Raw genomic sequence first — 18,333 nt, 5'->3', positions numbered from 1 at the left:
CTCAGGCTTCCGGGATGGGGAAGAGCAGTCGGTCGTCGAACTCGCGCTCCGGTTCAGGACCGCTCGGCGTGCCCGTGTCGAGGGCGTCGACCCGGGCCAGCTCGTCGGCCGAGAGGGAGAACCCCGCGATGTCGAGGTTCTGGCGGATCCGGTCGGGGTTGATCGACTTGGGGATCGCCGATCGGCCCTGCTGCAGATGCCAGCGCAGCATGACCTGCGCCGGGGAGACCCCGTGGGCGGCGGCGATCTCGCCGATCGTGGGGTCGTCCAGGACGCTGCGGCGGTCCTCGCCCCACGGGCCGGGGTAGAACGTGATGCCGCCGATGGGGGACCACGCCTGCGTGAGGATGCCGTGCTCCCGGTGGAACTCCTGCAGCTGCGGCTGCGAGTGGTACGGGTGCAGCTCGACCTGGTTGAGGTGGGGGACCACGTCGGTTGCGTCCATGAGCTGCGTCAGCCGCGGGACGGGGAAGTTGCTGACGCCGATGGCGCGCACCCGGCCGTCGGCGAGCAACTGCTCGAGCGCGCGGTAGGCGTCGATCGTCCGGTCGAACAGGTTCGCCGCGACCTGGTGGAGGATGAGGATGTCGAGCTGGTCGAGGCCGAGCTTGGCCGACGCCTTGTCGAACGCGTGCAGCGTCTGGTCGTAGCCGTAGTCGCTGGCCCAGACCTTCGTCTCGACGACGACGTCGGACCGGTCGACCCCGGAGCGGCGCAGCGCCTCACCGACCTCGCGCTCGTTGCCGTACGCGGCAGCGGTGTCGATGTGCCGGTAGCCGACCCGGAGGGCCTCGGTGGTGACCTCGACCGTCTGATCGGGCGGGGTCTGGAAGACGCCGTAGCCCAGGGCAGGCAGCTCGACGCCGTTGTGCAGGGTCAGGGTGGGGATCTGCTCGTTCAAGGTCATGTCCCCACGCTAGGAAGGTTTGGCCAGATGTGGCAGGTTCTGCTGTTACCCCGCTGGCCGGGCACCCCCGATCACACCGGAGCAGGCCGGACCTCCCGCGTCACACCGGGCGTGGCCCCCGCTGCCTGCCGGTCATCAGGGTGTGCGCTGTCGTGAGCAGGACGGCGAGCACGAGGAGGGTGAAGGTCCCGATGAGTGCTGCACGCAGCCCGAGCAGGGCGAGGAGGCCGCTGGCGGCGATTACGCCGAGCGAGGTCGCCGTGCGCAGGAGTGCGAACAGCTCGGCCCGGCGGTCGGGTGGCGCGAGCCGGTCGAGAGCCAGTGAGTAGAAGGTGCCCAGGAACGGCAGGAAGAAGCCGATCACCGCGGCGCCCGCGAGCGCGAGGGCGATGTGCCCACCCAGGAGGATCAGGCCGGAGCCCGCGGCCGTCACCGCGAGCGCGGCGACGACCGTGCGGAGCGCGGGCACCCGGTTCCGGACGCTCACCCACACACCGCCGGCGACCGAACCCACGCACAGGAGGAGCGCGAAGAGGAAGGCCCACTGAGGTGCGAGCCCGAAAGCGAGCGCGAACGAGACGGCACCGACCTCGACGGCGGCGACCGCGCCTCCGCCGGCGGCGGCGCAGAACAGCCAGACGAACGCCGTGCGCGGGATCCGTTGCCGTGCGCGCCGTGGCTCGTCGATGCCCAGGCCGCGCGCCTCGGGCAGGTTCGGCATGAGAAGCATCGGGCCCAGGCCGAGCGCGGTCACCGCGGCCATGGCCCAGACGGGGGAGACCGCGCCGACGACCGATGCCAGCACGGGCGACAGGGCGAAGGTGACCTCGTTCAGCGTCGCGGCCACGCCCAGGGCCCGGGGCAGGTCCCGTGGGGCGACGAGGTAGTTCAGCAGGAGCCGTTGGTAGCCGTACGCGGCGCCGTTGACGGCCCCGGCCGCGACGACGGCGACGACGAGGGTCGTGAAGGGCGCCCCGACGGCAGCGAGCACGGTGACTGCGGCGAGCGCGAGAGTGCGCACGGCGATGAGTGCGCGCAGGAAGTGGACGCCGTTGAACCTGCGGCCCAGGCGCGTCACCGGGACGGCGAAGACGATCTGGGCGGCGGTCATGGCGAGCACCATCGTGGCGCCCGCCCCGGCCGTACCCGTGACCGGGAGCGCCACCAGGGCGAACGCGATCGGGGCCGCTGCCTGCGGCACGCCGAACGTCCCGTACCCGGCCTGCCAGCGCAGCACGTCCCGTCGGGACCGGGGTACACCCGTCTGCCGCTCCGTGGTGATCGCCTGGTCCTGAGCCATCCGTGCCTCGTGTCCTCGTGTTCGTAGAATGCCGCTGCGGCCGGCTCCTCGGCCGGACCACGCGCGGTGAGCAGTATATTGCTCACTCTGCGTGGGGTGGTGACGTGTTCGCGAGACGAGGGTGGATGGCCGAGCGGATTCGACCCGAGGTGGCGGTCCTGGTGGGCAGGCGCATCCGGACGCTGCGGACAGGCGCGGGGCTGAGCGTCGCGCGGCTCGGCGAGCTCAGCGACGTGAGCCGACGGATGCTCACGCAGATCGAGCTCGGACAGGCGAACCCCAGCCTGGCGACGGTCGACCGCATCGCTTCCGCCCTGGGGACGACCTTCGCGTCGCTGGTCGGCGTGCTCGGGGAGCCGTCACCCGACGGGGTCGAGATCTGGTCGACGGTGAGCGGCAGCTGGGCCTACCTGCTGAAGGCCACCGAGACGAGCGACGTGTCGGTGGAGCTGTGGAAGTGGCACGTCGTGGGCGACGACATCTACCAGACGGCCCCGGAGGCCGGTGCGCCCGACTCCATGGTGCACGTGCTGCGTGGCCGGCTCCGCCTCCGGTCGAGCGCGGCCGAGGTGTACGTCGAGGAGTCGGAGTCGGCCCGGGTCGTCAACGACCCGGCGTACGCGTTCGAGGCCGCGTCGGACGAGACCGACTTCCTGTGGGTGGTGACCATCCCTCGGGGCGTGGGCTGATCACCGAGCGCTGACCGCAGAGCAGCACGGCGACGCGCTGCGAGTGCCGCGGCCCCGTCCTAGCGTCGAGGGAGCCGGACCTGGGCGAACCCGGCTCGGCGACACGACGAGAGGAGCGGGGGACGGCCGGCTCGACCGGCCCGTGCCGCGACCTCGACCAGTGTCGGACCAACCCTCACAGGACGGACGGCGAACATGCGAGCACTCACGTGGCAGGGCCAGGAGCAGGTCGGCGTCGAGGACGTACCGGATCCGGTGCTCAAGGAGCCGACGGACGCGATCGTCCGTGTCACCTCGACCGCGATCTGCGGCTCCGACCTGCACCTGTACAGCGTGCTGGGCGCGTTCCTCGACAAGGGCGACGTGCTGGGCCACGAGGCCATGGGCGTGGTCGAGGAGGTCGGCCCCGAGGCGGGCGACCTGAAGCCCGGCGATCGTGTGGTCGTCCCGTTCGGGATCGCGTGCGGCCGGTGCTGGATGTGCGAGCGCGGCCTGCAGTCGCAGTGCGAGACGACCCAGGTCACCGAGCAGGGGAGCGGCGCCGCACTGTTCGGGTACACCAAGCTGTACGGGCAGGTCCCCGGCGGGCAGGCGCAGTACCTGCGGGTCCCGCAGGCCCAGTACGGCCCGGTCGTGGTGCCCGACGACGGCGAGCCCGACGAGCGCTACCTGTACCTGTCCGACGTGCTGCCGACCGCGTGGCAGGCGGTCGAGTACGCGCAGGTCCCCGAGGGCGGGTCGGTCGTCGTGCTCGGCCTGGGCCCGATCGGCCAGATGGCGGCCCGGGTCGCCGCGCACCGGGGTGCCGCGCTGGTGGTCGGCGTCGACCTCGTGCCCGAGCGGCTGGCCATGGCGGCCCGGCACGGGGCCACGGTGATCGACCAGAACCGGACCGACGTCGTCGGCGCCGTCCGCGACCTGACCGACGGACGAGGCCCGGACGCGGTGATCGACGCGGTCGGCATGGAGGCGCACGGGTCACCCGTCGCGGAGGCGATGCAGAAGGCGGCCGGCGTGCTGCCCGACGTGCTGGCCAAGCCGATGGTGGAGCACGCGGGCACGGACCGGCTGGCGGCGCTGCTGACCGGCATCGACCTCGTGCGCCGCGGCGGCGTCCTCTCCCTCGCGGGCGTCTACGGTGGCGCGAAGGACCCGCTGCCGATGCTCACGCTCTTCGACAAGCAGGTCACGATCCGGCAGGGACAGGCCAACGTCCGGCGCTGGACCGACGACCTCCTGCCGCTGGTGAGCGACCCGGCCGACCCCCTGGGCGTGCTGGACCTGCGGACCCACCGCTGGCCGCTGGAGCAGGCGCCCGCGGCGTACGACATGTTCCAGCACAAGGAGGACGGCTGCATCAAGGTCGTGCTCGACCCGGCGGCCTGACGACCTCATGACGCCCACACCCGTCGACCTGAACCCGGCCGAGACGACCCGGGTGGTCACGGCCGTCCTCGCGCCGCTCGTCGCCCAGGGTGCGATCATCCGCCGTCCGCGTGCCACGGCCTGGGCGGAGCGGCACCAGACCGACCGCACCGCACGCACGGTCCTTGCCGGTCTGCGCGCCCGGCACGACGGCGCCCCGCTCGTGCTGCGGATCGGGCCCCGCCGCCTGGTGGTGGTCACCGAGCCGCGCGACGTGCAGCGCCTGCTCGAGGGCTCGCCCGAGCCGTTCACCCCCGCGACCAGGGAGAAGGTCGGGGCCCTGAGACATTTCCAGCCGGACGGCGTCCTGATCTCGACCACCACGGACCGGCGGTACCGTCGCCCCTTCAACGAGACCGTGCTGCGGCCCGAGATGCCCGTGCACGACGACGGAGCCGCCTTCACCGACGCCGTGCGGCACGGCGCGGCGGCCCTGACCCGGCAGCTGCACGACTCCGGCGGGTTCGACGCGTCGACGTTCACCGACACCTGGTGGGAGATCGTGCTCCAGGTCGTGCTCGGGCCGGCGGCACGCACCGATGGCGAGCTCGTGGACGTGCTCGACGCGCTGCGCCGTGACGCCAACTGGTCGTGGTTCCACCCGCGCAACGACCGACTCCGCGCCGAGCTCGCCCGCCGCGTCGAGTCGTACGTCGCCACGCCGGAGCCGGGCACGCTGGCCGCGGCTGCGCACGCCGCAGGGTCCGTGACAGCGCCGGGTCAGGTGCCGCACTGGCTCTTCGCCTTCGATGCCGCCGGGGCGGCGACCCTCCGGGCGCTGGCGGTCGTCGCCGCCCGGCCCGAGGTGCGCGCGCGGCTCCTCGCCGAGGTGGCGCCTGGTGCCGGGCCCGCGCTGCTGCCGTACGCACGCGCCTGCGTGCTGGAGTCGCTGCGCCTGTGGCCGACGACGCTGGTGGTGCTGCGGGACTCGACCGGTCCGACCACCTGGGGCGACCGCACCCTGCCCGGCGGTACCGGGTTCGCCGTGGTGAGCACGTTCTTCCACCGTGACCCGGAGCGGCTCGACCATGCTGACGGCTTCGTCCCCGAGGCCTGGCTGGACGGCCGAAACCACGCCGACTGGGGGCTGGTGCCGTTCAGCGGCGGCCCGGTCTCGTGCCCGGGACGGAACGTCGTCCTCCTGGTCACGTCACACCTGCTCGCGCACCTGGCCGCGCACGACCTGACGGTCGAGCGCGGGCGTCACCTCGCGAGCGACCCGCTCCCGGCCACGATGGACCACTTCGGCCTGCGGTTCGGTCTCGCCAGCGCCAGCAATGCCATCACGCCGCCTTGACGTTGTCGGCGAGGGGTCGCCGCGCCCAGGGCCGGTTCCGGCGAGCCAGACGAGCGTCGCCGAGTCGCCGGGTTGAGAACCTTGGGCAGGTGCGTCAGGCGCACCTCACGGTCGCCCAGGGTCACGACCTGGGTCTCCTGGTTCGCGTCCGTGATCATCTCTTCCCCTCAGAAGGCTCGGCCGGGGTCTCCCTCAGGGGTCCCGAGGTCCGGGCGCACCGACACGTCGTCGAGCGGGACCAGGAGCGAGGAGTCACCCCGCTCCCAGCGGTCGAGCGCGAAGGCGGACACGTCCCCCTCGACCGCCAGGCAGGCGGCGGCACCGAGGAGGATGTCGTCCCGCAGGCCCGGCTCCTGTTCGGCGAGGCGCCCGGCCAGGTCCCGGCCGGCGATCTGCTCGTGCACCGCGTCCGCCTCGACGTGCTCGTCGAAATAACGGGTGGTGCCCGCATCGTGGCCGAGACGGCGGAACCCGTTGCCGTACAGCCGGCTGGGGATCGAGGACGTCATCTCGTACGCGGCCAGATGTCCCACGATCGCGCCCCGGAGCCGTCGGTGCAGACCGAACAGCGACATCGTGTTGAGCGCGACCAGCACCGGGACGGGGACGGCGTCGACGTACCGGCCGTACGCGTCGTCGAGCCCGGCGCCGCGCATGGCCCGGGCAAAGAGCTCCGCGTGCATGTGACCTGCTTGGCCACCGCCGTACTCGTCCGTCTGGATCTCGACCAGCGCTGCCTTGGGTGCGCCGGCCAGCCTCGGGATGGCCCACGTGTGGGGGTCGGCCTCCTTGAGCTGGTACAGCGACTTGAGCACGAGGTACTCGCGGGCCTGCTCGGAGTCGGCGTCCTTGGCGACGTAGCGCGCCAGGCTCGGCGCGTCGTCGGCCGCAGTGAGCTGGAACAGGCGACGGGCCACACCTGCGGCGTCCGTGTCCGTGCAGGTCGGCTGCCCGGCGCGGGATCGCACGGCGGCCTCGAACGGGCGCTCCAGCGACTGACGGACGGCGAGCAGCCCGGGCTCCCACTCCCACGCGTCGTCGACCTCGTCGACACCGCGGTTGTGCAGCTCGTACAGCACGGTGAGCGTGAGCTGAAGGTCTTCGTCCTGGAGAGCGTCGTGGCCTCGCCGGACGAGGTCGTCGGCGGCCTCGCGCAACGTCGCGACGCGCGCCTGCGCGTCCTCCGAGGGCGGCCCGTCGGTGAGCGTCGCGAGCAGGGCCGCGCTCAATGCGCCGCGGGCTCGTGGAAGCGGGAGCCGCCGGGTCCGGCGTGCCTCCTCCTTGGCCACGCCGTGCGGAGCGCGGTCCTGCACCTGAGAGAACGTTCTGGCGGTCACGGAGGTCATGGAAAGCTCCCTGCCTGGTGAGGTGCGCGGAGGCGCGTCGGGGTGGTCGCGTCATGGTGTCCACGGACCCGCCCGCTCGCAAGAGGGACGAGCCGGGGCGTGCCGAGGTTGCGAGTGGCAGCGATCGTCCTACTTTCTAGAGGAACTCATGGATGACGGTGCTTGGAGGCGGCATGGCGGAATCAGCAGACGGTGCGCCCACTGGCGAGGCCACGGTCGTCGCGTGTCCCGACGGTCCGCTGCTGGTGCGCGGCTCGTTCACGGTCGTGGACCAGAGCGGTGAGCCCGTGCCGCGGCATCGCGCGACCGTCGCCCTGTGCCGCTGCGGTGGCACCGCCATTGCGCCCTGGTGCGACGGGACGCACAAGGTGAACGGATACCGGTCCGACGGCTGAGCCGCGTGACAGCGAGGTGACCGCCGCCCCGAGCAACGAGAAGGGAAGGTGCACCATGGACCATCCGCTTGTCGCCGACTTCATGACCCCGGTACCGGCAACGGTGGAGGCGGGCGAGACGCTGCGCCGAGCAGCCCGGGAGATGGCCGAGCGCGACATCGGAGCGCTGGTCGTGCAGGCGGGGAGCAGGGCGATCGGAGTCGTCACCGACCGAGACCTGGTGGTGCGAGGTCTTGCTGCCGGGCTCGGGACGGACGCCACCGTGCGGCAGGTCACGAGCGGCAAGACCGTCGCCGTGGGCCCCGCCGACCTGGTCGAGGACGCGTTCGAGGTCATGCACGCCGCCGGGGTCCGCCGCGTCCCGGTCCTGGACGGAGACACGCTTGTCGGACTTCTTACCTTCGGTGACCTGGGCGTCGAACGCGACCCGACGACCGCGCTCATCCCCTGGTGAGGCCCTCGGCGCCGTGCCTAGCCCTGCGGCGACGTCGCGGACGTTCCCTGGGCCGTGAGGTCGGCAAGGAAGCTGTGGCACTTCTGGGCACGCTCCGAGTCCTCGGCCATCACCTGCTCGAAGAAGGCCGCGATCTCGTCCTTGCCCGCGTTGCGGGCGTCACGCACATACTGGCCGTAGTCGTGGCCTGCCTTGAGCGAGTGGTACTGCACGGAAATGAGGTCGAACGTGACGTCATCGAATCCGGTCTCTCCGGTTGCCATGATGCATCCCTCCACGCGCCGACTCCGCCGGCAGGGCGTCAGGCACCGGCCGACGAAGATGAACGGCCCAGATCTGGACCTCTCTCCACCATGGCAGGCACGGTTCCGCTCGCAACTCCCGGGCCGCCCCGGTCCGACGACAGTCCTGCCAGGAGCACATCCGTGCTGATGCGGGTGACAGTAGTGGGGGCGAGGCTGGGAGGCGTGGCGCGAGGATCGGACGGTGAACATGAGCGCACCTGAGGCACTGCCGGGCGTGCCACGGCTGGTTTCGCTGGCCGAGGTCGCGGACGTGGTGCAGGCCCTGGCGCCCGTGTACGTGCGGTTCAGCGCGGGCCCGGAGGCGGACCGGGTGACGGTCAGCCAGGACCACGAGAGCGGGTGCCTGATGCCGGGGCTGAGCGTCAACCCGATGACGCCCGAGCCGTGGTGGACCCGGCCCGTGGAGCACTGGGCCGCGCGGCAGCTCAGGCAGTACGCCCACCTGATGGTGCACGGCCGCTTCCCGTGGCTGCTGACCGGCGAGGTCTCCGCCCGCGGCCCGGACTGCGAGCCCCTGCTGGTCGAGATCACGCCGCTGGCCTTCCTCGCCCCGTCGGTCGTCGAGGAGGCAGGCGCGCTCTACCGGCAGGTCTTCGCACCGGGGGCCGACGGGACCTGAAGCGCTCGCCCGGTCCCGTGGGTGCGAATGGTCGACGGGACGGCGCCGCACCACGATCCGCAGGACGCACGGCCGAGATGCCGTATCCCCTGCTGGCGTAGCGAGGCGGCATACGAGCGGAGCACCGCCGGCCTTCCTCGGTGTCATCTCCGCGCCGGGCTTTTTACGCTGCGCGGTCGAAGACCTTGAGATGCCTCGGCGAGTGGTGCGGGCGGTCACCGTGGCATCCGGGGCGCGCGCTCGCGATCCGCAGGTCGTCCCATGTGGCTCACCGGTCCGATGTGTTCTGGATCGAGCCGGTAGCGACTGGTCCAATTCATGACGAGCATCCCGAGATGCTTTCGCCGCAAGACGAAATCCTGAATCACCGGAAGGGCTCGGTCGCGTGGCGCGAGGGATGTGCGGGTGTGATTCTGAGCCCCATGGTGGAATCAACGACGGTTCTCTCTTGGGCCCGCCCGAGGAATGTCGGATCAGTTGTCGCGCTGTGTTTTCTCGCGGCCGGTGCAGGAGCCGGGGTTGCGGCAGCGCAGGGTGCGATCTTCGTGACTGAGACATTCACGGGGGCCACCGCGGACCCGTTGTTCTCTGCCTACGGCTCGGCATGTCTGACAGGTGCCGCACCGGGCTCGCCCACGGCGGGTGCGCATCCGCTCGGGGGCTGCGACTCTGCGCGGACCGTGAACTCGCCGCCCCTTGAGGGCGCTCCGGACGGGTACCTCCAGCTCACGGACGCGTCGAACGACCAGTCAGGTGCCGTTCTTTTCGACACACCCATTCCGGCGGGCCAGGGCTTGGCCGTCCGGTTCGAGCAGTGGCAGTACGGCACGACGACTGCCGGTACCGCCCCGGCAGACGGCATCGCCTTTTTCCTTGTCGACGGCGACGCCGAGCTCACTGCCCCCGGTGCATTCGGCGGCAGCCTTGGATACGCCCAGAAGCGGCCGGACGGGAACCCCGCTAATGCGATCATTCCGGGCGTCGAGGGCGGCTACCTGGGCATCGGGCTTGATGTGCTCGGCAACTACTTCGGGGACTGGGAAGACCGCGGACTCGGCTGCCCAGAGGGGCAGCAGTCCCCGGCGGGGACAGGCTTCCGCATTCCAGAACCCGAGAAGATCACGGTGCGCGGGCCGGCAGAGCCGGGCGACACCACGCAGGGGTACTGCTTCCTCACCTCCACGGCGGAGAATCTCGATGACCCGACGGCGACGTCGTGGCCCTCCACCCTCCCGGTCACGCTCCACGGGGACACCACCTCGATGCCTGACGGGATCAGTGCCGCCGCCGCAGCAGCGCTCCTGGAGCCGGACAAGCGGACCGTCGAAGTGGTTGTCAGCCCGGCCCCCGACCCGCGCGTCACCGTGTCCGTCGCCGGTCCCGGAGGCGACCTTCAGCAGGTGCTCGACATCGCGGCCCCTCAGCCAGTCCCAGAGACGTACAAGTTCGGCTTCTCCGCCTCCACCGGCCAGTTCACCGACGTGCACCTGATCCGCAACGTCGTCCTGGAGTCCGTGGACCCCTCGCCCATCCTGACGCTCACCAAGGTGGCCGACGGCCCCGGCCCCTACCAGCTCGGTGACACGGTCACCTACACCTACCGCGTCACCAACTCGGGCCTGGCACCCGTGACTGACCTTGAGGTGCTCGACGACCGCATCCCCGACGTCGCCTGCGACGCCACGACGCTCGGCGCACTCGGTGACGCTCCCGACAACGAGACGACGTGCCGCGGCGCGTACACCGTCACGGCGGAGGACGTCGAGACCGGGGAGGTGGTCAACACCGCGACCGCGTCCGGCGACGATGGCGGGGCCATCTCGCCCCCGGTGAGCGAGACCGTTCCGGTCATCGCACCGTCCCCCTCGCCAAGCCCGAGCTCATCACCTACCTCATCGCCCGACCCGACGGTGAGCCCGTCACCGAGCTCCAGTGCGGTCGCGCCCGTGGCACCGCCAGTAACCCACCAGCCGACGACCGGACCGACAACCCCGAGTGAGCTGGCCAGCACCGGCGCGAACGCAGGGCCGATGGTGCTCCTGTCCGCGGTACTGCTCACGGCCGGCGCCCTGGTCGTCGGGCTTGTGCGCCGTCGAAGCTAGAGCCGGTGTCGCACTCCGCTCCCGGAGACGGGCGCCAGAGCCGACGCGAGAGCCCGTCCGGCGGCAGTCGTCGTGGATGCTCGCACCCCGGGGCCGTGCACAAGCCGTCAGCGCTGGACGACGACCCGTGAGCGACGAGCTCGCCGTCCGGGCGCGGACGTCGCTGTGGTTCAGGAGGGGACGCTCAGGAGGCCGACGGCGACGCCCGCCGCCACCAACCCCAGCACTTGCGTCCCGTCCAGCCGTTCCCGGTGCACGGTCACGCCCAGCAGCACCGGGACAGCAGGATAGAGCGAGGCGATGACGACGGTGACGGCCAGCATCTGCTGGTGGGCCGCCAGCAGGTAGAGCACCAGGCCGACGGCGGCTCCTGCCCCGATCAGCCCTGCCCGGACATGGTCGGCTGCCGCGACGTCCGAAACCCGCGCGCGTCGCACGACCGGGACGAGCACGAGCACGGCCGCGATCCTGCCGGCCGCCACCGGCCACAAGCCGCTGTCCGGGCTCGTGAGACCGAGCGCGACGTACTGGACCGCCACTCCGCAGCTGGCGATCAGCCCGTCGCGGACGGCGCCATGCACCGTCGACGCGCGTCCACCGGTGATGCACCACAGGGCGGGCAGCACGAGTAGGATGCCCGCCCACGCCAGTGCGCCGGGATGTTCGCCGAGGACCATGACCCCGCACAGGACCGACAGTGCGATGCCGGTGACGGCGCTGACCGGCACGACGACGCTGAGCGCCCCACGACTGACACCCCGGTTGATGAACAGCATCGTGACCGCGCTGCCCAGGCCGGACAGGGCACCCCACGCGAGGTCGGCGGCCTGGACGGACCGCGCCCCGACGAGGAGCGCGGCTGTCGACGCCGCGACCAGCCCGCCCAGCTGACCGATGAACGAGACGACGGCGAAGTTGACCCGCCGGGAGAGGATCCCGCCCGCGTAGTCGACCACCCCGTAGACCAGCGCCGAGGCGAGTGCGAGTCCCGGACCGAGCATCAGGTCGGACCCACGCCCGTCGTCGGGCTGCGGTCACCGGTCGCGGCTGGTCGGTGCGGAGCCAACGGTCAGGCCAGGGCGTCCGCTATGTCTGCCGACGCGGTGCCGGCGGCGGAGGCCAGGGCGACGATGCTCCGCGCGAGCTCCCGGACGGCGACGTTGGTGTGGTTGGAGGCGGAGCGCAGGCGCTCGAACGCCTCCTCCGGGTCGACGTGCAGTGCGAGCGAGATGATGCCCTTGGCCTGTTCGATAGGGGCGCGGGTGGCGGCCGCGGAGCGGATCGATGCCGATGCGGCCTCGTTCGCCTGGATCTCGATGCCGGCCGTGATGTCGACGAAGAAGCCGGTCAGCTCGCTCACCTGCTCCGTGTCGGGGTCGATGCGGCCCTGCCCGACGACGGTCAGCGTCTTCTGGTCGCCGTGGGCGTCCATGATGCGGTGGACGCTGCTGAACGGCTCGCCGGTCAGCGCCGCGGCCTGCAGGACCTGGGAGACACGTGCACGGTCCTGCGGGTGCTTGTGCGCCAGCACGAGTGCGGTGGTCGGGACCACGTCACCGGGCTCGAAGCCGTGGATGCGGTAGGTCTCGTCCGACCACCACCACACCTGCTCGGCCAGGTCGTAGCGGTACCGCCCCACCACGTGGTTGGCCCCCAGGGCCAGCGCGCGCTCGATCTCCATCGGTTCGGTCATGTGTGGGCCGCCCTTCGCACGCCTCATCCACGGACGAGCCGCGTCATGACCCGCACCGACCGTATCGGAGAACCGTTGCCAGGGGAACCGGACTCCGTGGCGACCGCTTGCCGGTGTCGTCAGCGCCGGGCGAGGTTCTCCGTGGCCGGCCCCTCCAGCAGCGTGCCGTCCGGGGCGAACCGCGAGCCGTGCACGGGGCAGTCCCAGGACCGCTCCTGGTCGTTCCACCGCACGACGCCGCCGAGGTGCGGGCACACGCGCGAGACCTCGCTCCCGCCGGGCGCTTCGCCCGTGGGCCGGGTCGCCGCGCAGGCCCAGCCCTTGGACTGCTCGCCGAAGGTGGCCGCCGACCGGGACGTGGGCTCGGGCGGCCGAGCCCACGGCTCCAGGGCCGGGCCCCACTCGACCGGGTCGCCGAGCAACCGGCCCGCCAGGGCCAGGCCGGCGCCGGTGCCGGTCGTCAGGCCCCACTTGCCGTAGCCCGTCGCCACGAGCACCCGCTCGTCGCCCGGGACGGCCGGCCCGACGAACGGCAGGCCGGTGTCGCTGAGGTAGTCCTGCGCCGCCCACGCGTGGTGCGCCGTCCCGACCGGCAGGTGCGTGCGGGTCCAGTCGTCGAGGGTCGCCAGCCGCGCGGCCGGGTTTGGTTCCCGGCCGGTGGTGTAGCCCTCGCCGCCCACCATGAGGAGGTTGCCGGCCATGCGCAGCGAGCGGGTGGGGGAGCCTGCTGTGATCGACATCGTCTCGGCGAAGCCCGCCGGGAGCGCCGCGGGATCGGGTACGTCCCACGTGGTCAGCAGGCTGCGGCCCGCCTCAAGTCTCAGGAACAGGCCGCCGAGCCGCCCGGGCGGGGCTCCGGTGGCCAGGACCACGTGCTCGGCGAGCACCGTGCCGCGCGTGGTGCGCAGCGCGATGCCCGACGTCAGCCGACGTACCTGCCGCACCCGGACGCCGTCGTGCACCGGGACGCCGCGGGCGCGCAACCGGGAGCGCAGGGCCGACAGCATCCGCAGCGGGTCGACCTGGCCCTGCCCCGGCAGGCGGACGGCGCCGAAAGTGGGGACGGGGTACGGCGGTTCGTCCTCCCACGTGGCCGCCAGGCCGTGCCGGGAACAGGTCGCGAGCACAGCCTCGACCTGGGGCACCTCGGCGGGGGTCGTGGCGACGGTGAGGTCGTCGCGGTTCTCCACGGGCGCGCCCAGGTCGTCCAGGGTGCGGCGCAGCCAGCCGAGCCCCGCGAACCCTGCCGCGAGGTAGCTGTCGACCGCGTCGTCGCCGTGGTGTGCGACGCGCGCGAGCTGCACGCCCTGCAGCACGGAGAGCTTGCCGGTGGACCGGGCGGTCGTGGTGGCGCCCGCTCCGGCCTTGTCCAGCACGACCACGTCGGCGCCGCCGTCGGCGAGGGCCAGGGCGGTCACGACGCCGGTGATCCCGGCGCCCACCACGACGACGTCCGCGCGCAGGGGTCCGGCTGCCATGACACCCGGCCCCTCCTGTCCGCCTTCGGCTTCGGGAGTCTCCTGGCTCACGGTGCGCCTCCTGTGCCGGTGGTCGGGTGTCGCGCTCCCGGCTTCCTCAGGCTGGCACGCGCCCCTGGCACTCGCACGACGCCGACGGGACGGGCACCAACCGCTGGTCGTCCGGGACGCGAGCCGACGGGCGCCTGCCTATGGTCGGGTGACGACGGCCGTGCGGCAGCACGGGGAGGGGACGACGACATGCGGTTCGGATACACCCTGATGACCGAGCAGAGCGGGCCACGTGAGCTGGTCCGGTACGCGGCGGCGGCCGAGGAGGCCGGGTTCGACTTCGAGGTCTCCAGCGACCACTACTCGCCCTGGCTCCCCGAGCAGGGGCACGCGCCCAACGCCTGGGTGCTCCTCGGGGCGGTGGCGCAGGCCACGAGCCGGGTCGAGCTGATGAGCTTCGTGACGTGCCCGACCATGCGGTACCACCCCGCGGTCGTGGCCCAGCAGGCGGCCACGCTCCAGCTCCTGGCCGACGGCCGGTTCACGCTGGGCCTCGGCGCCGGCGAGAACCTCAACGAGCACGTCATCGGAGAGGGCTGGCCCGGGGTCGCCGTGCGGCACGACCTCCTGGAGGAGGCGATCCACGTCATCCGCGAGCTGCTGACGGGTGAGCTCGTCACCTGGGAGGGGCAGCACTTCCGCATCGACTCAGGGCACCTGTGGGACGTCCCGGACGCCGGGGTCCAGATCGGCGTCGCCGTGTCCGGTGAGCAAGGCGTGGAGCGGTTCGCCCCGCTCGCCGACCACCTCGTCCAGACGACGCCCGACGCCGACGTCGTGCGGGGCTGGAAGGCCCGGCACCCGGGGTCGAGCCGGGTCTTCGGTCAGGTCCCGGTGTGCTGGGACCCCGACGAGGACGCCGCGATCGCCCGGGCGCACGCCGAGTTCCGCTGGTTCGGCGGCGGGTGGGCCGTGAACGCGGACCTGCCGACGCCGGCCGGGTTCACGGCCGCCGCCCAGTTCGTGCGGCCCGAGGACGTCGCGTCGTCGATCGCGTGCGGACCCGACCTGGACCGGCTGGCGGAGAGCGCCCGCCCGTTCCTGGACGCGGGGTTCACCGACCTCGCCTTCGTGCAGGTCGGCGACCACCACCAGGACCGGTTCCTCGCCGAGGCCGCGGGTCCGCTGCTGGAGCGGGCACGGGCACTCCAGGCCGCCCGGCGGTGAGTCCCCGCTCCAGCCCGTCGTGCGAGTGGTGCGGCCCGGGGACACGGTGGGGGTGCCGGTGCAGCAGACCGCCGCCGGCTCCCCAGCCAAGGAGGCACGCACATGGCCAAGCAGACCGCCGCCGATGTCATGACCCCGGCACCCACCACCATCGACCAGACCGAGACGCTCGAGGCGGCCAGCCGCCTGATGGCCGAGCAGGACGTGGGGGTGCTGGTCGTCCGGGCCGGCCCCACCGCCGTCGGCGTCGTCACCGACCGGGACCTCGTCGTGCGCGGCCTCGCGGCCGGCCTGGACGCCGACGCGACTGTGCAGCAGGTCACGACCGACAAGGTGATCACCGTCGGTGTCAGCGACCCCGTGGAGACCGTGGTCGAGGTGATGCGCGCGGGCGCCGTCCGCCGCGCACCCGTCCTGGACGGGAACGTGCTCGCGGGGATCATCTCGATCGGCGACCTCGCCGTCGAGCGGGACCCGGACTCCGCGCTCGCGGACATCTCCAGGGCGCAGCCCAACCGCTGAGCTGACCAGGGGACCACGACTCACGCCGTGCGAGTACCGCGGCCGCCGAGGAACATCGAGGTCATGAGGGTGACGCGGTGGCGGTGGGTGGCGCGAGGCGCCGTCGCCGCGACCGTGCTCGCCGGCACGGTCTCGTGCACGGTCGCCAGTCACCAGGAGCCGGGGCAGGCGAGCGCGGCGGTCGCCGACGCCCTGTCCCAGGCGGGTTCGGCGGCGGGGACCACGCGGATCGTCGTCGAGCAGCTGTCCCGGGGTCGGCTGACCGGCCCCATGGCTGACACCGCTCTGCTCGACCAGCTCCGGGTGCTGGACGACGCCGAGGCCGCACTGACCACCCTGGTCCCGCCGGACACCACGACGTCCGACCAGCGGGCCGCCGGGCTCGCGGCAGTCGGCGACGTGACGGACGTCGTCGTCAGCGCACGGGAGTGGGACGCGGCCCGGGCCGGCGGTGACCTCGACGGCGCGGCCGCGGTGCCGTCGTCGGCCGACGCGCTGCTCGTGGACCTTGCGGCGGCCACCGAAGAGGTGGAGAAGGCGCTGGCTGAGGCGGGTGGGCCGTGAAGAAGGTCCTGGGGGTCGCCCTCGGCATCCTGACGGCCATCGGGGGCTTCGTCGACATCGGTGACCTCGTCACCAACGCCGTCGTCGGGTCGCGGTTCGGGCTTTCGCTCGTCTGGGTCGTGGTGCTCGGCGTGGTCGGGATCTGCCTGTTCGCGAGCATGGCGGGCCGCGTCGCTGCCGTGAGCGGCCGCGCGACGTTCGAGATCATCCGGGAGCGCCTCGGCCCGAAGGCGGCGGGCGCCAACCTCGTCGCGTCGTTCGCCATCAACCTCCTGACGCTGACGGCGGAGATCGGCGGCATCGCCCTCGCGCTCCACCTCGTCAGCAGCGTCGAGCCGCGGCTCTGGATACCGGTGGCAGCGCTGGCCGTATGGCTGGTGCTGTGGCGCGTGAAGTTCCAGGTGATGGAGAACGTCGCGGGCCTCATGGGCCTGCTGCTGGTGGGTTTCGGCGTCGCGTTGTTCCTGCTCGGCCCGGACTGGGGCGAGCTGATGCGGCAGGCCGTGCCGCCGTCCCCGCCGTCCACCGAGCACCCGGCGGCGTACTGGTACTACGCCGTCGCGCTCTTCGGTGCCGCGATGACACCGTACGAGGTGTTCTTCTTCTCCTCGGGCGCGGTCGAGGAACGCTGGACCGCCAAGGACCTCACGATGAACCGCGCGAACGTGCTGATCGGGTTCCCGCTCGGCGGGCTCCTGTCGGTCGCGATCGCGGCGTGCGCGGCCGTGGTGCTGCTCCCCGCGGGGATCGAGGTCTCGTCGCTGTCCCAGATCGTGCTGCCCGTGGCGCAGGCCGGGGGAGTGCTGCTGCTGGCCCTGGTCATCATCGGCATCGTCGCGGCGACGTTCGGCGCCGCCCTCGAGACCGCGCTGTCCAGCGGTTACTCCCTGGCCCAGTACCTCGGCTGGTCGTGGGGCAAGTTCCGCAGGCCCGCCCGCGCGGCGCGGTTCCACCTCACGATGGTCGTGGCGATCCTGCTCGGCGTCGGCATCCTGATGACCAGCGTGGATCCCATCGCGGTGACGGAGATGTCGGTGGTCTTCTCGGCCGTCGCCCTGCCCCTGACCTACGTGCCGATCCTGGTGGTGGCGAACGACCCGCAGTACATGGGCCGCCACGTCAACGGGCGCGTGGTCAACGCCCTGGGCACGGTGTACCTGGTGATCGTGGTCGTGGCGGCCGTCGCCGCGATCCCGCTGATGATCGCGACAGGAGCGGGGTCATGACGCGCGAGCGGATCGTCGACGCCCGGCTGCACCTGCTCAGCCGGCAGGTGCTCGACGTGGACGGCGAGCCCGTCCGCGCCGTCGACGACCTGGAGCTCGTCGGACCCGAAGGGCAGCCGGCCCGGGCCGGTGCCGAGGTCCGCGTCGGCGCCATCCTGGTCGGCCCGGTCCTGTTCGTCCGGCTCTTCGGCGGGGCGGTCCCCGTCTCGCGGCAGCCCCGGATCGCGTGGGAGGACGTCGGCCACATCGGCACGGCCATCGAGCTCACCGTGCCGTCCGACCGCCTCGATGCCGACTGGGTGGAGCACTGGCTGCGCGACCACGTCGTCGGCCCCGTCCCCGGAGGACGCCACGACCCGGAGGCAGACGGATGAACGTGGGCGACCTGCTCGACGCACGCGTCCTAGGGCCCGACGGCGCCACGCTCGGCGTCGTCGTCGACGTCCGGTTCGCCCTGGAGGTCGTCGACGAACCGGACGAGGAGGCGCGGGAGCGGGACCGGGAAGATGCCGAACCCCCGCTGAGCGCACACCTCGGCCGGGACGCGGTCGGCAGTGCCCGCCTGGTCGGGCTGCTGGTGAGCCCGCACAGCGGGGGATCGTTCCTCGGGTACGAGCGGACCGAGGTGCGCTCGCCCTGGCCGATCGCGCAGCTGGTCCGCCGTCGGCACCGCGGCACGTTCCTCGTGGGCTGGTCCGACGTCGCCGAGGTGCGCACGGACGAGAGACCGGTGACCGTGCGGCTCGTCGCCGGGTTCGAGAGGAGTTCGCCAGCGCTGTGAACGCCACAGGAC

The 18,333-nt window shown here is 72.4% G+C and carries 20 protein-coding genes; 13 read left to right on the top strand and 7 right to left on the bottom strand.

From position 1 onward, the window contains the following. Position 1: 1 nt before the first annotated feature. Together ACZ7LE_RS21110 and ACZ7LE_RS21105 are read right to left on the bottom strand one after the other, a co-directional pair. The gene (locus ACZ7LE_RS21110; RefSeq protein ID WP_470405198.1) at positions 2-907 is read right to left on the bottom strand and encodes an aldo/keto reductase; all 906 of its coding nucleotides are present in this window, start codon (positions 905-907) and stop codon (positions 2-4) included. Positions 908-1,007: 100 nt separating this feature from the next. After that, a complete protein-coding gene (locus tag ACZ7LE_RS21105) occupies positions 1,008-2,207 on the bottom strand; it encodes an MFS transporter (protein ID WP_470405197.1) in 1,200 nt (399 codons plus the stop codon). Positions 2,208-2,332: 125 nt separating this feature from the next. Here ACZ7LE_RS21105 and ACZ7LE_RS21100 point away from each other — a divergent pair, with 125 nt between their 5' ends. The 3 genes from ACZ7LE_RS21100 (at position 2,333) to ACZ7LE_RS21090 (ending at position 5,618) form a co-directional block, all read left to right on the top strand. Then, complete coding sequence (locus ACZ7LE_RS21100) at positions 2,333-2,896, top strand: helix-turn-helix domain-containing protein (RefSeq protein ID WP_470405196.1); 564 nt, start codon at positions 2,333-2,335, stop codon at positions 2,894-2,896. Between the two features lie 195 nt (positions 2,897-3,091). Further along, positions 3,092-4,282: a zinc-dependent alcohol dehydrogenase gene (locus ACZ7LE_RS21095; protein WP_470405195.1), complete on the top strand. Its 1,191-nt coding sequence runs from the start codon at positions 3,092-3,094 to the stop codon at positions 4,280-4,282. A gap of 7 nt (positions 4,283-4,289) precedes the next feature. Then, complete coding sequence (locus ACZ7LE_RS21090) at positions 4,290-5,618, top strand: cytochrome P450 (RefSeq protein ID WP_470405194.1); 1,329 nt, start codon at positions 4,290-4,292, stop codon at positions 5,616-5,618. A 167-nt stretch (positions 5,619-5,785) separates the two neighbouring features. Here ACZ7LE_RS21090 and ACZ7LE_RS21085 read toward each other — a convergent pair whose 3' ends face one another. Next, positions 5,786-6,964 (bottom strand): iron-containing redox enzyme family protein, encoded by a 1,179-nt coding sequence (locus ACZ7LE_RS21085; protein ID WP_470405193.1) that lies wholly within the window; start codon positions 6,962-6,964, stop codon positions 5,786-5,788. A 173-nt stretch (positions 6,965-7,137) separates the two neighbouring features. Here ACZ7LE_RS21085 and ACZ7LE_RS21080 point away from each other — a divergent pair, with 173 nt between their 5' ends. Further along, complete coding sequence (locus ACZ7LE_RS21080) at positions 7,138-7,359, top strand: CDGSH iron-sulfur domain-containing protein (protein ID WP_470405192.1); 222 nt, start codon at positions 7,138-7,140, stop codon at positions 7,357-7,359. Between the two features lie 55 nt (positions 7,360-7,414). Then, complete coding sequence (locus tag ACZ7LE_RS21075) at positions 7,415-7,813, top strand: CBS domain-containing protein (protein WP_470405191.1); 399 nt, start codon at positions 7,415-7,417, stop codon at positions 7,811-7,813. Between the two features lie 17 nt (positions 7,814-7,830). On the opposite strand, the gene ACZ7LE_RS21070 is transcribed toward ACZ7LE_RS21075, so the two are convergent. Continuing rightward, on the bottom strand, positions 7,831-8,076 hold the full coding sequence (locus ACZ7LE_RS21070; RefSeq protein WP_470405190.1) for an acyl carrier protein: 246 nt from the start codon (positions 8,074-8,076) through the stop codon (positions 7,831-7,833). Between the two features lie 229 nt (positions 8,077-8,305). On the opposite strand from ACZ7LE_RS21070, the gene ACZ7LE_RS21065 reads away from it, so the two are divergent. Continuing rightward, positions 8,306-8,737 (top strand): DUF6098 family protein, encoded by a 432-nt coding sequence (locus tag ACZ7LE_RS21065; RefSeq protein WP_470405189.1) that lies wholly within the window; start codon positions 8,306-8,308, stop codon positions 8,735-8,737. Positions 8,738-9,072: 335 nt separating this feature from the next. After that, a complete protein-coding gene (locus tag ACZ7LE_RS21060) occupies positions 9,073-10,839 on the top strand; it encodes a DUF7507 domain-containing protein (RefSeq protein ID WP_470405188.1) in 1,767 nt (588 codons plus the stop codon). A 170-nt stretch (positions 10,840-11,009) separates the two neighbouring features. Here the strand turns inward: ACZ7LE_RS21060 and ACZ7LE_RS21055 are convergent, their stop codons facing one another. The 3 genes from ACZ7LE_RS21055 to ACZ7LE_RS21045 all read right to left on the bottom strand — a co-directional run bounded on the left by ACZ7LE_RS21055 (position 11,010) and on the right by ACZ7LE_RS21045 (position 14,010). After that, a complete protein-coding gene (locus tag ACZ7LE_RS21055) occupies positions 11,010-11,840 on the bottom strand; it encodes an EamA family transporter (protein ID WP_470405187.1) in 831 nt (276 codons plus the stop codon). 68 nt (positions 11,841-11,908) lie between these two features. After that, positions 11,909-12,532 carry a PAS and ANTAR domain-containing protein gene (locus ACZ7LE_RS21050; RefSeq protein WP_470405186.1) on the bottom strand — a complete coding sequence of 208 codons (624 nt, stop codon included), beginning with the start codon at positions 12,530-12,532 and terminating at the stop codon, positions 11,909-11,911. A 119-nt stretch (positions 12,533-12,651) separates the two neighbouring features. Then, a complete protein-coding gene (locus tag ACZ7LE_RS21045; RefSeq protein ID WP_470405185.1) occupies positions 12,652-14,010 on the bottom strand; it encodes an FAD-dependent oxidoreductase in 1,359 nt (452 codons plus the stop codon). Between the two features lie 261 nt (positions 14,011-14,271). Here ACZ7LE_RS21045 and ACZ7LE_RS21040 point away from each other — a divergent pair, with 261 nt between their 5' ends. The 6 genes from ACZ7LE_RS21040 to ACZ7LE_RS21015 all read left to right on the top strand — a co-directional run bounded on the left by ACZ7LE_RS21040 (position 14,272) and on the right by ACZ7LE_RS21015 (position 18,321). After that, positions 14,272-15,228: a TIGR03557 family F420-dependent LLM class oxidoreductase gene (locus tag ACZ7LE_RS21040; protein WP_470405184.1), complete on the top strand. Its 957-nt coding sequence runs from the start codon at positions 14,272-14,274 to the stop codon at positions 15,226-15,228. Between the two features lie 102 nt (positions 15,229-15,330). Next, a complete protein-coding gene (locus ACZ7LE_RS21035) occupies positions 15,331-15,750 on the top strand; it encodes a CBS domain-containing protein (RefSeq protein WP_470405183.1) in 420 nt (139 codons plus the stop codon). A gap of 63 nt (positions 15,751-15,813) precedes the next feature. Further along, positions 15,814-16,314 (top strand): hypothetical protein, encoded by a 501-nt coding sequence (locus ACZ7LE_RS21030; RefSeq protein ID WP_470405182.1) that lies wholly within the window; start codon positions 15,814-15,816, stop codon positions 16,312-16,314. Continuing rightward, positions 16,311-17,540 carry an NRAMP family divalent metal transporter gene (locus ACZ7LE_RS21025; protein ID WP_470405181.1) on the top strand — a complete coding sequence of 410 codons (1,230 nt, stop codon included), beginning with the start codon at positions 16,311-16,313 and terminating at the stop codon, positions 17,538-17,540. The genes ACZ7LE_RS21030 and ACZ7LE_RS21025 overlap by 4 nt, the downstream gene beginning before the upstream one ends. Beyond that, positions 17,537-17,914, top strand: coding sequence for a hypothetical protein (locus tag ACZ7LE_RS21020; protein ID WP_470405180.1), 378 nt, complete (start codon positions 17,537-17,539; stop codon positions 17,912-17,914). Before ACZ7LE_RS21025 ends, ACZ7LE_RS21020 begins: the two co-directional genes overlap by 4 nt. Then, positions 17,911-18,321, top strand: a complete 411-nt coding sequence (locus tag ACZ7LE_RS21015) for a PRC-barrel domain-containing protein (protein ID WP_470405179.1) — start codon at positions 17,911-17,913, stop codon at positions 18,319-18,321. Before ACZ7LE_RS21020 ends, ACZ7LE_RS21015 begins: the two co-directional genes overlap by 4 nt. The last annotated feature ends 12 nt before the right edge of the window (positions 18,322-18,333 follow it).

The sequence above is a fragment of the Promicromonospora sp. NPDC110617 genome, assembly GCF_055598465.1.
Note: the sequence above shows the minus strand (reverse complement) of the source record. Positions and strands in the feature narration are given on the sequence as shown.

Coding starts and splice junctions, on each gene's coding strand:
- ACZ7LE_RS21100 (WP_470405196.1), top strand. CDS start 2,333: ATGGCCGAGCGGATTCGACCCGAGGTGGCGGTCCTGGTGGGCAGGCGC.
- ACZ7LE_RS21050 (WP_470405186.1), bottom strand. CDS start 12,532: ATGACCGAACCGATGGAGATCGAGCGCGCGCTGGCCCTGGGGGCCAAC.
- ACZ7LE_RS21105 (WP_470405197.1), bottom strand. CDS start 2,207: ATGGCTCAGGACCAGGCGATCACCACGGAGCGGCAGACGGGTGTACCC.
- ACZ7LE_RS21045 (WP_470405185.1), bottom strand. CDS start 14,010: ATGGCAGCCGGACCCCTGCGCGCGGACGTCGTCGTGGTGGGCGCCGGG.
- ACZ7LE_RS21085 (WP_470405193.1), bottom strand. CDS start 6,964: ATGACCTCCGTGACCGCCAGAACGTTCTCTCAGGTGCAGGACCGCGCT.
- ACZ7LE_RS21075 (WP_470405191.1), top strand. CDS start 7,415: ATGGACCATCCGCTTGTCGCCGACTTCATGACCCCGGTACCGGCAACG.
- ACZ7LE_RS21070 (WP_470405190.1), bottom strand. CDS start 8,076: ATGGCAACCGGAGAGACCGGATTCGATGACGTCACGTTCGACCTCATT.
- ACZ7LE_RS21110 (WP_470405198.1), bottom strand. CDS start 907: ATGACCTTGAACGAGCAGATCCCCACCCTGACCCTGCACAACGGCGTC.
- ACZ7LE_RS21080 (WP_470405192.1), top strand. CDS start 7,138: ATGGCGGAATCAGCAGACGGTGCGCCCACTGGCGAGGCCACGGTCGTC.
- ACZ7LE_RS21030 (WP_470405182.1), top strand. CDS start 15,814: ATGAGGGTGACGCGGTGGCGGTGGGTGGCGCGAGGCGCCGTCGCCGCG.
- ACZ7LE_RS21015 (WP_470405179.1), top strand. CDS start 17,911: ATGAACGTGGGCGACCTGCTCGACGCACGCGTCCTAGGGCCCGACGGC.
- ACZ7LE_RS21065 (WP_470405189.1), top strand. CDS start 8,306: ATGAGCGCACCTGAGGCACTGCCGGGCGTGCCACGGCTGGTTTCGCTG.
- ACZ7LE_RS21020 (WP_470405180.1), top strand. CDS start 17,537: ATGACGCGCGAGCGGATCGTCGACGCCCGGCTGCACCTGCTCAGCCGG.
- ACZ7LE_RS21090 (WP_470405194.1), top strand. CDS start 4,290: ATGACGCCCACACCCGTCGACCTGAACCCGGCCGAGACGACCCGGGTG.
- ACZ7LE_RS21055 (WP_470405187.1), bottom strand. CDS start 11,840: ATGCTCGGTCCGGGACTCGCACTCGCCTCGGCGCTGGTCTACGGGGTG.
- ACZ7LE_RS21060 (WP_470405188.1), top strand. CDS start 9,073: ATGCTTTCGCCGCAAGACGAAATCCTGAATCACCGGAAGGGCTCGGTC.
- ACZ7LE_RS21040 (WP_470405184.1), top strand. CDS start 14,272: ATGACCGAGCAGAGCGGGCCACGTGAGCTGGTCCGGTACGCGGCGGCG.
- ACZ7LE_RS21095 (WP_470405195.1), top strand. CDS start 3,092: ATGCGAGCACTCACGTGGCAGGGCCAGGAGCAGGTCGGCGTCGAGGAC.
- ACZ7LE_RS21035 (WP_470405183.1), top strand. CDS start 15,331: ATGGCCAAGCAGACCGCCGCCGATGTCATGACCCCGGCACCCACCACC.